The sequence below is a fragment of the Nocardioides sp. URHA0032 genome, from assembly GCF_000620645.1.
Taxonomy (GTDB): domain Bacteria; phylum Actinomycetota; class Actinomycetes; order Propionibacteriales; family Nocardioidaceae; genus Nocardioides.
In genome coordinates this window covers 642,742-655,683 of sequence record NZ_KK211159.1, presented here as the reverse complement: position 1 = coordinate 655,683, position 12,942 = coordinate 642,742, and the positions used below count along the sequence as shown (strand labels likewise).

Genomic DNA, 12,942 nt, shown 5'->3' with positions numbered 1-12,942 from the left:
TTAGGCTTCGGTTATGCGAGACGTTCCCAGCGACCCGACCGGTCTGCACCGTGTCCTGGACGACGAGGTCCGGCTGCCCCAGGCCGCGGACCGCCTCGACACCCGCCGCGAGCTGTGGCCCGACGAGGTCCGGATCGGGGTCGAGCGCCTCAACCTGGACGCGGCGTCGTTCCGGCAGCTGGAGCGGAAGCACGGGGGAGATGGCGACGCTGTCCGCGCAGAGGTGCTCGAGATCGTCGGCACCCGCGGCAAGATGCAGAACCCCGAGACCGGCTCGGGCGGCATGCTGGTCGGCACCGTCGAGGAGGTCGGCCCGGAGTCGCCCCTGGGCCTGGCCGTCGGCGACCGGGTCGCCACGCTGGTCTCGCTCACGCTCACGCCGCTGGTCATCGAGGACGGGCTCGAGCGCTGGGACGGGCTGGGGGAGCAGGTGCCGTGCGACGGGTACGCCGTGCTGTTCGGCCGCTCCATCGCCGCGGTGCTCCCCGACGACCTGCCCGCCGAGCTCAGCCTGTCGGTCATGGACGTCTGCGGCGCCCCGGCGCTGACCGCCCGCGTCGTCGAGGGCTACCCGCAGCCCGTCGTCGCCGTGGTCGGCGGCGCCGGCAAGTCCGGGTCGCTGAGCCTCGCGGCCGCCCGCCGGGCCGGCGCCCGGCGCACCATCGGCGTCGTCCCGCACCAGGCCGAGGCCGACCTGCTCGCCGACGCGGGCCTCGCCGACGCCGTGGCGGTCGCCGACGCCCGCGACCCGATCGCGCTCCGCGACGCGGTGGCGGCCGCCGGCGGCCCCGCCGACGTCACCGTCGTCTGCGTCGACGTCCCCGGCTGCGAGGGCGGGGCGATCCTGGCGACCGCCGACCGCGGCACCGTCGTCTTCTTCTCGATGGCCACCTCCTTCTCCGCGGCGGCACTCGGCGCCGAGGGCCTGGCCGCGGATGTCACCATGCTGGTGGGCAACGGCTACGCGTCGGGCCACGCGGCGTACGCCCTGGAGCTCCTGCGGGAGACCCCCGGCGTGCGCGGCCTGTTCGAAGGGAGGCTCTGATGGTGAGGCAGCGGGGCAAGCTCGACCTCGACCCGGCCACGGTCCGGCACGCGCGGTCCCTGGCCCGCAAGGCGGGCCGCCCGATCGTGACGATGGCCAGGAAGCACACGACCGTCGCCGTCGAGCGGGCCACGCTGCGGCTGGCCGGCCTCGAGGGCGCCGACCCGGACGGTACGCCGTGGGTCAACCGCCTCCTCGACGTCGTGCGCGCCGACCTCGCCCAGGACGGCGGCTTCGGGCACGGCGTCGCGCTGCCGGTCTGGGACGCGCTCCTGCGCGGCGAGGCCGACGACCTCGCCACCCTCGCCCAGAAGGCGTCGGCCGGCTCGGTCCGCTTCCGGCTACCCGAGGGCAGGGACGCCGAGCGTGCCCGACGGGCGTCCCGCACGCAGGTCGGCCGGGGGATCAGGCGCATCGACGCCCGCCGCGCCGAGCGCGAGCGGCTGATCAAGCGGTTCGGCGACGCCCCGCGGAAGCCGTGGATCTACCTGATCGTCGCGACCGGCGACATCTACGAGGACATCCCGCAGGCCCAGGCGGCCGCGCGGGAGGGCGCCGACGTCATCGCCGTGATCCGCTCCACCGGCCAGAGCCTGCTCGACTTCGTCCCGGAGGGCGCGACCCGCGAGGGCTTCGCCGGCACCTACGCGACGCAGGAGAACTTCCGCCTGATGCGCGCGGCCCTCGACGAGACCAGCAAGGAGCTCGGGCGCTACGTCCGGCTCACGAACTACGCCTCCGGGCTGTGCATGCCGGAGATCGCCGCCCTCGCCGGCCTCGAGCGGCTCGACATGATGCTCAACGACTCGATGTACGGGATCCTGTTCCGCGACATCAACCCGGTCCGCACCTTCGTCGACCAGCGCTTCAGCCGCCAGGTCCACGCCCGCGCCGGCATCATCATCAACACCGGCGAGGACAACTACCTCACCACTGCGGACGCGGTGGACGCCGCGCACACGGTCACCACGAGCCAGCTGCTCAACGAGTACTTCGCCAAGGAGGCCGGCCTCGAGAACTGGCAGCTCGGGCTCGGCCACGCCTTCGAGATCGACCCCGACGTACCGGACTCCTTCCGCCTGGAGCTCGCGCACGCGCTGCTCGCCCGGGAGCTCTTCCCCGATGCGCCGCTCAAGTGGATGCCGCCCACCCGGCACATGACCGGCGACGTCTTCCGCGGCTACCTGCTGGACGGCTTCTTCAACCTGGTCGGCGCCCTCACCGGTCAGGGCATCCTGCTCGTCGGCATGATGACCGAGGCGGTCGTGACGCCGTGGCTGTCCGACCGCGACCTGGCGCTGCAGAACGTGCGCTACGTGATGGACGCGGCGGGCCAGCTGCACGAGGACTTCCGGCCGAGGCCGGACGGGTTCATCGTCCAGCGCGCGAACCAGGTGCTTGCCGAGACGATCGAGCTGCTCGACCGGATCGTCGGCGACACCGACGAGGCCGGCGACCCGCCGCTGCTGGCGGCCATCGCCGACGGCACGTTCGGGCTGATGAAGCGACCTGCGGACCGCGGCAAGGGCCTGGAGGGCGTGGCCCGCAGGTCGAGGGCCTACTACAACCCCGCCAGCGAGATCCTCGAGGAGCGCGGATGAGCACGATCGTCCGGCCGTACGGCGACACCACCGGCGACGGCATGGTGCAGGTGAGCTTCACCCTGCCCGTCCCGCACTCCAAGGTCGCCGAGGGCGCGGCCGCCCAGCTCGCCCGCAAGATGGGCATCGACCCGGCCCTGGTCGTGCACGCCAAGCCGATGGGCCCCGACTTCACCTTCTTCGTCGTCTACGGCCGGGTGAACCACCTGGTGAACCTCGACGAGGTCGAGGTCGTCGAGCGCGACTACCCTCTGCTGACCCCCAAGGAGGCGAACGCCGCGATCAAGCGCGCGCTGCGGCGCCGGCTGGTCGTCGTGGGTGGCTGCATCGGCACCGACGCCCACACCGTCGGCATCGACGCGATCCTCAACATCAAGGGGTTCGCAGGGGAGAAGGGGCTGGAGTACTACCGCGAGCTCAAGGTCGTGAACCTCGGAGCGCAGGTCTCGGTCCCGGAGCTGGTCGAGCGGGCCCGCGCGGAGAAGGCGGACGCCGTGCTGGTGTCCCAGGTCGTCACCCAGCGCGACGCACACCTGCTCAACACCCGGGAGATGTCCGCGGCGTTCCGGGAGTCCTACCCCTCCGACCGCAGGCCCCTGCTGATCGTCGGCGGTCCCCGGTTCGACGAGGCGCAGGCCGCGGAGCTCGGCGTCGACCGGGTCTTCAGCCGCGGCACCACACCGGGTGAGGTCGCTTCGTACCTCGTCCACCGCCTCACCACGAAGGACGCAGTCGCATGAGCGCAGGGTCATCCCCCGAGGTCGGCACCAAGGTCGTGCACCGCCGCTACGTGCCGTACTCCCACGCGCACTACGCCGGCAACCTCGTGGACGGCGCCTACAGCCTGGGCCTGTTCGGCGACGTCGCCACCGAGATGTGCATCCGCACCGACGGCGACGAGGGACTGTTCGCGTCGTACGCCGACGTCCAGTTCAAGGCGCCGGTCCGGGCCGGCGACGTCCTCGAGATCACGTGCGAGCTGGTCCGGGCCGGGACCCGTTCCCGGGTCCTGGAGTTCACCGTGCACGTCGTCGCCCGGGGGGCGGCGACGGCCGAGAAGCCCGGAGCCGCTGTCCTGCTGGCCGAGCCGATCGTGGCGACGACCGCGACCGGTACGGTCGTCGTCCCCGCATAGCGGACGGTGGTGCGGCGCGGCGCGCTAGACACGCCGCGCACCTGGAGAGATTCTCGGGAGATTTCGTGATCGGGATCACCCCGGCTGACCTGCGGTTTCTCGTATTCGTGCAGGTCAGCCGCCTCTTGACGGAGGCCGGTGCCACGTCTCAGTGTGTGCGGCGTTCGCCCATGCAGATCGTGGTCGGCGAACCGACGTCCGAGTGGCCGTGTCGGAGGGTGGAAGTGCCAGCCATCCGTCCGACCTGGTTCGCGGAGGTCGGTCCGCCCCCGAGGTCGGACTCGGAAGGGACCCACGTCCCCTAGACAACAGATCGTCCGCGGCAGCCGGTCTCGGACGGACTGGTACGAAGGGTGTGGGTCCCTTCCGAACGCTCGCAGCCGGTCTCCCGGTATTTTTCCTGCATGGCTCTTCGCGTGCTGGTCGCCCTCGCCGCCGGCGTGGTGCTGTCGCTCGCGTTCGAGCCCGTCGCGATGCCGGTCGTGATCCCGTTCGCGGTGGCGGCGTTCGTGCTGTGCTCCCGCGGTCTGCGGCTGCGCAGCGGGTGGATCCCGGGCCTGGCGTTCGGCCTCGGGTTCGAGCTGGTCCTGCTGTTCTGGATGCGCACCGTGGGGCCCGACGCCTGGGTGGTGCTGGCGATCTGGCAGTCGCTCTTCTTCGCGGCGCTCGGCGTGGTCACGGCACTGCTGCACCGGCACCGGGCCTGGCCCGTGTGGGTTGCCGGAGCATGGGTGGTCACCGAGCTGACCTACAGCAACTGGCCGTTCAGCGGCATGCCGTGGGGACGTCTCGGGTTCGCCGTCGTCGACACACCGGTGGCGAAGGCGCTGCCGTGGGTCGGCTCGACCGGGGTGAGCTTCCTGCTCGCGCTGAGCGGGACCCTGCTGGCGTCGCTGGTCGTCGCCCGCGGCAGGGAGCGGTGGATCGCGGCCGCCGCGCTCGGCGGCCTGGTCGCCGTGTCCATCGTGCCGGTCGCGCTCCCGTGGACGTCGACGCCGGAGTCCGAGATCACGGTCGCGGCCGTGCAGGGAGACGTGCCCGGCAACGGCGACGACATCCTCTACGACTACCGGCAGGTCACCCAGAACCAGGTCGACGTGACCGTGCAGCTGGCCCGGGACGTGCAGGCCGGCGACGAGCCCCGGCCCGACTTCGTCCTGTGGCCGGAGAACTCCACCGCGATCGACCCGTTCCGCGACGCGCAGACGAACAGCGCCATCCGCGCGGCCAGCGAGGCGATCGGCGTACCGATCCTGGTCGGCGCGATCGTCGACGGCGGGCCCGACCACGTGCTGAACCAGGGGATCGTGTGGGATCCGACCACCGGGGCGGGGGACCGCTACACCAAGCGCCACCCCGTGGTGTTCGGCGAGTACATCCCGTTCCGCAGCTACCTCGACGACCTGCAGATCGGCCGCCTCACCATGGTCGGGCGCGACATGGTCAGCGGCGACCGCAAGGAGCCACTGCACGTCGCGGGCGTCGCCGTGGGCGACTCCATCTGCTTCGACGTCGCCTACGACGACGGCATCTACGACCAGGTCTCGCGCGGCGCCCAGCTGCTGACGGTGCAGACGAGCAACGCGACGTTCATCCACACCGACCAGATCGAGCAGCAGTTCGCCATCACCCGGCTCCGCGCGATCGAGACCGGACGCTGGCTGGTGGTCTCCTCGACGAACGGCATCACCGGGGTGATCGCGCCGGACGGCTCCGTCGTCGCCAGCGCGGCGCCGCGCACCCAGGACGTGCTGGTCGAGAAGGTGGGGCTCGAGTCGGGCATCACCCCGGCGGTGCGGATGGGGGCCTGGCCCGGCCGGTTCCTGGTCGCCTTGACGGTGATCGGCCTGCTCTTCACCGTCCGCTCATCCGGGCTCCCGTATCGTCGGCACCGGAACCGGCAGCAGGCCGAGGACGACGGCCGCCCGGACGCCGACGTCCCGGTCGCCGCCGCAGTGAGCGAAGGGACGGACGGGTGAGCCTGGGACGCGTGGTCGTCGTGGTCCCCACCTACGACGAGGCCGAGAACCTCGCCTGGATCGTGGGCCGACTGCGTGCCGCGCAGCCGGAGGTGGACGTGCTCGTCGTCGACGACGGTTCCCCGGACGGCACGGGCGCGATCGCCGACGAGCTGGCCGCGGAGGACCCCGCCGTACGCGTCGTGCACCGCCGTGCCAAGGCCGGGCTCGGCGCCGCCTACCTGCACGGCTTCCGGGTCGCGCTGGACGCCGGGTACGACGTGATCGGCGAGATGGACGCCGACGGTTCGCACCAGCCCGAGCAGCTGCACCTGCTGCTGGAGGCCCTCGAGCACGCCGACCTCGTGATCGGGTCGCGGTGGGTCCCCGGCGGCTCGGTCGTGAACTGGCCGCTGAACCGAGAGCTGCTCTCGCGCGGCGGCAACCTCTACGTGCGGCTGCTCCTGGGCATCGCGGTCCGCGACGCGACCGCCGGGTTCCGCTTGTTCCGGCGCACGGCACTGGAGAAGATCGACCTCGAGTCGGTGCAGTCCACCGGGTACGTGTTCCAGACCGACATGGTGGCCCGCACGCTCGCCGCCGGGCTGGTCGTCGAGGAGGTCCCGATCGAGTTCGTGGAGCGGGTCCGTGGCGACTCGAAGATGAGCGGCGCGGTCGCGACCGAGTCGCTGAAGCGGATCACGGCCTGGGGCCTGCGCGAGCGCCGCGACCAGGTACGCCGAGCCTGGCGCCGGCGATGAGCCCGGTCGCGCGCAAGCGCCGCGGAGTGCTGACGGTGGCACTGTTCACCGTCTTCATCGTGGTGCCGATCCTCGAGATCTACGTGATCATCCAGGTCGGCCAGGTGATCGGGGCCTGGTGGACCATCCTGCTGCTGGTCGCCGACAGCATCTTCGGAACGTGGCTGATCAAGCGGGAGGGGGGCCGCGCCTGGCGGGCGCTGCGGTCCGCGATCGACGAGGCGCGGATGCCGGCCCGGGAGCTCGCGGACGGTGCCCTCATCCTGGTCGGCGGCACCCTGATGCTCGCGCCGGGGTTCGTGACCGACGCGTTCGGCATCCTGCTGATCCTGCCGTTCACCCGACCGGTGTTCCGCCGGGCGCTCGCGGCGCTGGTGGCGCGGCGGATGGCCCTGGACGTGACACGCCCCGGACGCGGGCCGGATGGCCCGGTCGTCCGGGGCGAGGTCGTCGACGACGACTGACGGCGGACCGTCAGGCGGTCGCCTTGCGCTTCTTCTGGTTCGCGCGGTGCAGGTGGGCGGGCCCGATCTCACCGTCGCGGAGCAGCTGCAGCCGCTCCTTGAGGATGTCCTCGAGCTCCTTCTCCGAGCGCCGCTCGAGGAGCATGTCCCAGTGCGTCCGGGCCGGCTTCTCTGCCTTCGCCTCGGGCTGGATCCCGGAGACGCTGAGCGCCTCGGCACCACACCGCGGGCACTCCCAGACGGCGGGGACGTCGGCCTCGACCGACATCGTGATCTCGAACTCGTGCCCCTGCGGGCACCGGTAACCGACCTGCTGGCGAGCGGCGAACTCAATGCCGCGCTCGTCCTCGAAACTCTGGCCCCCGAGCCGCGCTCCACGCAGTGTGCGCTCTGCCATGAGCCACCTCCCGATCTTGTGTTCCCCCGTGTGCTGTCCGAGACGGACTCAGCCGGCGTTCATGACATGGTTCTCACGCCCGCACCAACACCGCATCCCGGTACGTGTCGTACCCAGTTCGTCGACGTCTCAACCGCTTCAACGGTACGGGCCCCCCGAAGATTCCGGGAATCGTGGGCGAGACCGGTTTCACAGCCGGTTCTCAGATCACCCGGGGGATCGGGTTGCCGGCCTCCTCGACGCCGCGCCGGGGGTCCACCCGGAGCAGGAACGCGATGCCGACCGCGAACAGGACCACGAGGGCGAGGAGCGCCGGCCGGTAGGAGTCGGTCCACTGGTGCACCAGGCCGAAGATGAGGGTGCCGATCCAGCTCGTGCCCCGCTCGCAGGCCTGGTAGAGCGAGAAGTACTCGGCCTCGCGGCCCCGCGGGATGAGCTGGCTGTAGAAGGACCGCGACAGTGCCTGGGTGCCGCCGAGGACGATGCCGATCGCCACCGCGAGGACCAGGAAGGCCGGCAGGTTCCGGTCGGGGGTGAGCCAGCCGGCCACGACCACGAGCAGCCAGACGAACAGGCCGACGACGATCACCCGGTACGCGCCCCGGGTGCGCGCGACCCTGCCGAACCACAGCGCGCCGGCGATCCCGACGAACTGGACGACGAGGAAGGCCAGCAGCACGGTGCTCTTCTCGAAGCCGAGCTGCTTCTCGCCGTACACGGACGCGGCGTAGATCACCGTCTGGATGCCGTCGTTGTAGAACAGGTAGGCGACCAGGAACGTCAGCGTGACCGGATAGCGGCGCAGGTCCTTGAGGGTCCGCCACAGCTGCCCGAAGCTCGCCTGCACGAGTCCGCCGGGCTCGGCGACCGGGTTCACGGGCGGGCGGGCACGGATGCCACGCACCGGGATCAGCGTGAACGCCGCCCACCAGAGGCCCGCCGACAGGAGGCTGATCCGCACCGCCGTCTCGGTGTGGTCGCTCAGGACGGTCAGCAGTCCGAAGTTCAGCGCGAGCAGGATGCCGCCGCCGAGGTAGCCGAGCGCCCACCCGCGCGACGACACCCGGTCCCGGTCGTCCGGCTCGGCGATGTCGACCAGCAGCGAGTCGTAGACCACCAGGCTGGCCCCGAGGAACAGCGACGCGACCAGCAGGAGCAGTGCGCCGAGCTCCCAGTTCGAGCCGGCCACGAGGAACATCAGCATCGCCATGACGCTGCCGGACCACGCGAAGACGCCCAGCAGTCGCGGCTTGTTGCCGCTGCGGTCGGCCACGGCACCGACGATCGGCAGCACGATCGCCGACAGGATGGTCGCCGCGGTGACGATGTAGAAGACCAGCGAGCCCGCCGACAGGCCCAGGCCGAGGACGTGGAGGTCGGTGGTGCACTTCTGGTGCTTGTCCTCGTCCGTGACGTAGCCACAGGCGGCCTTCTCCGCGACTGAGGTCAGGTACGGCGCGAACAGCACCGCGGCCGTGGTGGTGACATAGGCGCTGTTCGCCCAGTCGTACCAGTACCAGGCCTTCTGCTCGCGCACGCGCTCCGGCGTCGACGGGGTGACGGTCACCGGGCACCGCTCCACCGGCCGCGCTCGATCAGCACGTCCCTGAGTATGTCGGTGCGGTCGGTGAAGATGCCGTCGACGCCCCGGTCGAGCAGGGTGCGCATCTCGTCGGGGTCGTCGATGGTCCACACGTGCACGTGCCGCCCGGCGGCGTGCGCCCGGCGTACGAACCCGGGCGTCACGACGGTCACGGGCCCGCGCCGGTGCGGCACCTGGAACGCCTGGAACCGCCGGCCGGCGAGCCAGCCGGCCAGGCGGGCGCTCGGCAGCAGCCGGAACGCCGCGATCTCCGCCGGCGTCGCGCAGGTCGCCACCCGGCCGCCGGTGAGGTCGCGGAACCGCGTCGTACGCCGGCGGGAGAAGGACCCGACCAGGACCCGGTCCCAGGCCTCGCGGGCGGCGATGAAGTCGGCCAGCACCGGCACGGCTCCCTCGGACTTGAGGTCGATGTTGAACCGGGCGGTCGGGAACGCGTCGAACAGCTCGGCCAGCGTGGGTACCGCCTCCCGGCCGGCGACCAGCGCCTCGCGGACCTCGGCGAGCGTGAGGGCCGCGATCTCGCCCTTCCGGTCGGTCACCCGGTCGAGCACGCTGTCGTGGAACGCGAGCAGCACGCCGTCGCGGGTCACGTGGACGTCGGTCTCCAGGTTCCGGTAGCCGAGCTCCACCGCGTGCTGGAACGCCGCCAGGGTGTTCTCGAGCCCCTCCACGTCCGGGTGGTAGGCGCCGCCGCGGTGCGCGAACGCGAGCACGGGCCCGGGGTCGTCGAGATAGGCGTACCCGGTGCGCATGACCACGGGGGCAGTATTCCCGGCCGGTCGCCCGCGCGGTGCGACCGGTGGGGCGGTAGCGTCACCGTATGGAGAGCTTGACCTGTCCTCGTTGCGGCGCCGAGATGGTCTCCCGGGCGCTCAGCGCGTCGCTGGGCGACGGCGAGGTCAGCCTGTGCCCGGACGGCCACGGGGTCTTCCTCGCGCGCGCGGACCTCGGAGCCCTCATCGAGTCCGAGAGCGACTGGCACCGGCACGCCGGACAGCACACCGCCCCGATGCCGCGGATCACCGCCGACATGGCGGCCCCGCCCGCCGGCAAGACCCCGCCGCGGGCCTGGGTCGAGACGCTGTTCGACTAGGTCTCGATACGCCCGTCGCTCGTCCCTCACGACGGGCTACTCGACCACCGAAGCGTTCGCCAGCGAGGCCCTTCGTCGGTCTCTCTCGCGAGCGCCAGCGAGCGTATCGAGACCACGACTGAGGTCTCGATACGCCGGCCGCGAGCTCGTTCCTCGCTTGCGCGGCTACTCGACCTGGCGCGGCCCTCCTCGCCCTCGCGGGCTCGGGCGAGGCGCGCTCAGATGTCGCGGAACGTCTCGATGGAGGCGCCGAGCTGGTTGAGCCGCTCGGCGAGGTCCTCGTAGCCGCGGTGGATGACGTACGTCGACCGCAGCACCGAGGTGCCCTTGGAGGCGAGCATGGCGAGCAGGATCACCACGGCCGGGCGCAGCGCCGGCGGGCAGACCAGCTCGGTGCCGGTGAACGACGTGGGGCCCTCGATCATCACCCGGTGGGGGTCGAGCAGCTTGACCTTGGCGCCGAGCTTGTTCAGGTCGGTCAGGTAGATCGCCCGGTTCTCGTACACCCAGTCGTGCAGCAGCGTCTGCCCCTCGGCGACGGCGGCGATGACCGCGAAGAACGGCAGGTTGTCGATGTTCAGGCCCGGGAACGGCATCGGGTGGACCTTGTCCAGCGGCGCGTGCAGCTCGGACGGCTTGGTCGTGATGTCGAGCAGGCGGGTGTGACCGTTGAGGGCGACGTACTCCTCGGAGCGGTCGTACTGCAGGCCCATCTCCTCGAGCAGCGCGAGCTCGATCTCCATGAACTCGATCGGCACCCGGCGGACGGTGATCGAGGACTTCGTGACGATCGCCGCGGCGAGCAGCGACATCGCCTCGATCGGGTCCTCGCTGGGTGCGTAGTCGACGTCGACGTCGATCTCGCTCAGGCCGGTGACGGTCAGCGTCGTGGTCCCGATGCCCTCGACGCCGACGCCGAGCCGCTGCAGGTAGAAGCACAGGTCCTGGACCATGTAGTTCGACGAGGCGTTGCGGATCACGGTGGTGCCCGGGTGCAGGGCGGCCGCCATCAGCGCGTTCTCGGTGACGGTGTCGCCGCGCTCGGTGAGCACGATCGGCCGGCCGGGCTCGATCGCCCGGTTGACCGACGCGTGGTAGCTGCCGTCGGTCGCCTTCACCTCGAGGCCGAACGGCCGCAGTGCCGCCATGTGCGGCTCCACGGTGCGGGTGCCGAGGTCGCAGCCGCCGGCGTACGGCAGCTCGAAGACGTCCGCCCGGTGCAGCAGCGGCCCGAGGAACATGATGATCGAGCGGGTACGCCGCGCCGCCTCGGCGTCGACGTGGTCGAGGTCGAGCTCGCGGGGCGGCACGATCTCGAGGTCGTTGTCGTCGTTGAGCCAGCGGCACTGCACGCCCAGGCTGGCGAGCACCTCGATGAGGCGGTTGACCTCCTCGATCCGGGCGACCTTGCGCAGCGTGGTCCGGCCGCGGTTGAGCAGCGTGGCGCAGAGCAGCGCGACCCCGGCGTTCTTGGACGTCTTGACGGTGATCTCGCCCGAGAGCGAGGTCGGCCCGGTGATCCGCAGATGGGTGGGGCCCGCGCCGACCGCGACGATCTCGGAGTCCAGCGCCGCCCCGATCCGGGCGAGCATCTCCAGCGAGAGGTTCTGGTGGCCCTTCTCGATCCGGTTGATCGCGCTCTGGCTGGTCCCGAGCAGGTCGGCCAGCTGGTGCTGGGTCAGTCCGCGGTGCTTGCGGGCATCGCGGATGAGGTTCCCGATCCGGTTCTTGTATCCCTCGCTCATGAAATCCACGGTAACTCACATGTGAGATAAAGCAATCACCCGGGCCCCGTCGTCGCGGGCGAGTCCGGGGGAGTGCCACCGGGTCGGCTGGCTCCGGCTGGAAGGATGGACGCCATGCGAGCGACGACGATCCACGGTACCCGCGACATCCGCGTCAGCGACGTCCCCGACCCGACCATCGAGCTGCCCACCGACGCCATCGTCAAGATCGTGGCGGGCTGCATCTGCGGCTCCGACCTCTGGCCGTACCGGGGGGAGAACCCGGTCACGGCCGGGGACACCATCGGGCACGAGTGCGTCGGCGTCATCGAGGAGGTCGGCTCCGAGGTGCGCGCGTTCCGGCCCGGCGACTTCGTCGTCGTGCCGTTCGACCACTGCGACAACACCTGTCCGCACTGCGAGTTCGGCGCCCAGAACTCCTGCGACAACCTCGGCTTCACGTCGAGCGGCCAGGCCGAGTACGCCCGGGTCACCCAGGCCGACGGCAGCCTCGTGAAGACCGACGGCGTGCCCGACAAGGACCTGCTGGCGTCGGTGCTCACCATCTCCGACGTGATGCCGACCGGGTGGCACGCGGCGGTGTCCGCCGGCGTGCGCCCCGGGGGTACGGCGGTCGTGGTCGGTGACGGTGCGGTCGGCCTGTGCGGGGTGCTGGCCGCGAGGGAGCTCGGCGCGGAGACGATCGTCGCCATGTCGCGGCACGAGCCGCGCCAGCAGGTCGCCCGGAAGTTCGGCGCCACCCACATCGTGGCCGAGCGGGGCGACGCGGGCGTCGAGGCGATCAAGGAGATCACGGGGGGAGTCGGCGCCGACGCCGTGCTCGAGTGCGTCGGCACCGACGACTCGATGAAGACGGCGTACGAGATCGCCCGCCCCGGCTCGAGGGTCGGCTTCGTCGGCGCACCGCACGGCGTGCAGCTGCCGGTGCGGCGGATGTTCGTGGACAACATCGGCCTCGCGGGCGGCATGGCACCGACGCGCAAGTACATGCCCGAGCTGCTCGCGATGGTGCTCGACGGACGCATCGAGCCGGGCCTGGTGTTCGACCTGACGTTGCCCCTCGAGGAGGTCGCCGACGGCTACCGCGCGATGGACGAGCGTCGCGCGATCAAGGTGCTGATCGAGCCGTAGCCGGACCGG

The 12,942-nt window shown here is 71.4% G+C and carries 13 protein-coding genes; 9 read left to right on the top strand and 4 right to left on the bottom strand.

The genetic code is table 11. The features are described from left to right. The first annotated feature begins 13 nt into the window (after window positions 1-13). From N538_RS0116935 to N538_RS0116900, 7 genes are all read left to right on the top strand, one after another. Window positions 14-1,045, top strand: a complete 1,032-nt coding sequence (locus N538_RS0116935) for an L-erythro-3,5-diaminohexanoate dehydrogenase (RefSeq protein ID WP_028638269.1) — start codon at window positions 14-16, stop codon at window positions 1,043-1,045. Further along, window positions 1,045-2,646, top strand: a complete 1,602-nt coding sequence (locus tag N538_RS0116930; RefSeq protein WP_028638268.1) for a lysine 5,6-aminomutase subunit alpha — start codon at window positions 1,045-1,047, stop codon at window positions 2,644-2,646. Before N538_RS0116935 ends, N538_RS0116930 begins: the two co-directional genes overlap by 1 nt. Further along, entirely contained in the window at window positions 2,643-3,386 is a 744-nt protein-coding gene (locus N538_RS0116925; RefSeq protein WP_028638267.1) for an OAM dimerization domain-containing protein, read from the top strand. The genes N538_RS0116930 and N538_RS0116925 overlap by 4 nt, the downstream gene beginning before the upstream one ends. Further along, window positions 3,383-3,781 (top strand): hotdog domain-containing protein, encoded by a 399-nt coding sequence (locus tag N538_RS0116920; protein WP_028638266.1) that lies wholly within the window; start codon window positions 3,383-3,385, stop codon window positions 3,779-3,781. Before N538_RS0116925 ends, N538_RS0116920 begins: the two co-directional genes overlap by 4 nt. Window positions 3,782-4,185: 404 nt before the next feature. Beyond that, window positions 4,186-5,760: an apolipoprotein N-acyltransferase gene (lnt, locus tag N538_RS0116910; RefSeq protein ID WP_036570819.1), complete on the top strand. Its 1,575-nt coding sequence runs from the start codon at window positions 4,186-4,188 to the stop codon at window positions 5,758-5,760. Further along, complete coding sequence (locus tag N538_RS0116905; protein WP_028638263.1) at window positions 5,757-6,500, top strand: polyprenol monophosphomannose synthase; 744 nt, start codon at window positions 5,757-5,759, stop codon at window positions 6,498-6,500. The genes lnt and N538_RS0116905 overlap by 4 nt, the downstream gene beginning before the upstream one ends. Next, on the top strand, window positions 6,497-6,964 hold the full coding sequence (locus tag N538_RS0116900; protein WP_036570818.1) for an FxsA family protein: 468 nt from the start codon (window positions 6,497-6,499) through the stop codon (window positions 6,962-6,964). Before N538_RS0116905 ends, N538_RS0116900 begins: the two co-directional genes overlap by 4 nt. 10 nt (window positions 6,965-6,974) lie before the next feature. Here N538_RS0116900 and N538_RS0116895 read toward each other — a convergent pair whose 3' ends face one another. From N538_RS0116895 to N538_RS0116885, 3 genes are all read right to left on the bottom strand, one after another. After that, window positions 6,975-7,361: an RNA polymerase-binding protein RbpA gene (locus N538_RS0116895; protein ID WP_011756112.1), complete on the bottom strand. Its 387-nt coding sequence runs from the start codon at window positions 7,359-7,361 to the stop codon at window positions 6,975-6,977. A 202-nt stretch (window positions 7,362-7,563) separates the two neighbouring features. Further along, window positions 7,564-8,928 carry an MFS transporter gene (locus tag N538_RS0116890; RefSeq protein ID WP_028638261.1) on the bottom strand — a complete coding sequence of 455 codons (1,365 nt, stop codon included), beginning with the start codon at window positions 8,926-8,928 and terminating at the stop codon, window positions 7,564-7,566. Further along, window positions 8,925-9,716, bottom strand: a complete 792-nt coding sequence (locus N538_RS0116885; RefSeq protein WP_051549413.1) for a glycerophosphodiester phosphodiesterase — start codon at window positions 9,714-9,716, stop codon at window positions 8,925-8,927. The genes N538_RS0116890 and N538_RS0116885 overlap by 4 nt, the downstream gene beginning before the upstream one ends. Before the next feature lie 68 nt (window positions 9,717-9,784). On the opposite strand from N538_RS0116885, the gene N538_RS0116880 reads away from it, so the two are divergent. Beyond that, entirely contained in the window at window positions 9,785-10,057 is a 273-nt protein-coding gene (locus N538_RS0116880; RefSeq protein WP_081790532.1) for a zf-TFIIB domain-containing protein, read from the top strand. Between the two features lie 218 nt (window positions 10,058-10,275). Here N538_RS0116880 and N538_RS0116875 read toward each other — a convergent pair whose 3' ends face one another. Beyond that, entirely contained in the window at window positions 10,276-11,802 is a 1,527-nt protein-coding gene (locus tag N538_RS0116875) for a helix-turn-helix domain-containing protein (RefSeq protein ID WP_028638258.1), read from the bottom strand. A gap of 114 nt (window positions 11,803-11,916) precedes the next feature. Between N538_RS0116875 and N538_RS0116870 the strand changes: the two genes are divergently transcribed. Further along, on the top strand, window positions 11,917-12,933 hold the full coding sequence (locus tag N538_RS0116870; RefSeq protein ID WP_028638257.1) for a zinc-dependent alcohol dehydrogenase family protein: 1,017 nt from the start codon (window positions 11,917-11,919) through the stop codon (window positions 12,931-12,933). Window positions 12,934-12,942: the final 9 nt, after the last annotated feature.

Bases quoted from the DNA above. Each gene is read 5' to 3' on its own strand.
- N538_RS0116935 (WP_028638269.1), top strand. From the start codon at position 14: ATGCGAGACGTTCCCAGCGACCCGACCGGTCTGCACCGTGTCCTGGAC.
- N538_RS0116930 (WP_028638268.1), top strand. From the start codon at position 1,045: ATGGTGAGGCAGCGGGGCAAGCTCGACCTCGACCCGGCCACGGTCCGG.
- N538_RS0116925 (WP_028638267.1), top strand. From the start codon at position 2,643: ATGAGCACGATCGTCCGGCCGTACGGCGACACCACCGGCGACGGCATG.
- lnt (WP_036570819.1), top strand. From the start codon at position 4,186: ATGGCTCTTCGCGTGCTGGTCGCCCTCGCCGCCGGCGTGGTGCTGTCG.
- N538_RS0116870 (WP_028638257.1), top strand. From the start codon at position 11,917: ATGCGAGCGACGACGATCCACGGTACCCGCGACATCCGCGTCAGCGAC.
- N538_RS0116920 (WP_028638266.1), top strand. From the start codon at position 3,383: ATGAGCGCAGGGTCATCCCCCGAGGTCGGCACCAAGGTCGTGCACCGC.
- N538_RS0116885 (WP_051549413.1), bottom strand. From the start codon at position 9,716: ATGCGCACCGGGTACGCCTATCTCGACGACCCCGGGCCCGTGCTCGCG.
- N538_RS0116900 (WP_036570818.1), top strand. From the start codon at position 6,497: ATGAGCCCGGTCGCGCGCAAGCGCCGCGGAGTGCTGACGGTGGCACTG.
- N538_RS0116875 (WP_028638258.1), bottom strand. From the start codon at position 11,802: ATGAGCGAGGGATACAAGAACCGGATCGGGAACCTCATCCGCGATGCC.
- N538_RS0116895 (WP_011756112.1), bottom strand. From the start codon at position 7,361: ATGGCAGAGCGCACACTGCGTGGAGCGCGGCTCGGGGGCCAGAGTTTC.
- N538_RS0116880 (WP_081790532.1), top strand. From the start codon at position 9,785: ATGGAGAGCTTGACCTGTCCTCGTTGCGGCGCCGAGATGGTCTCCCGG.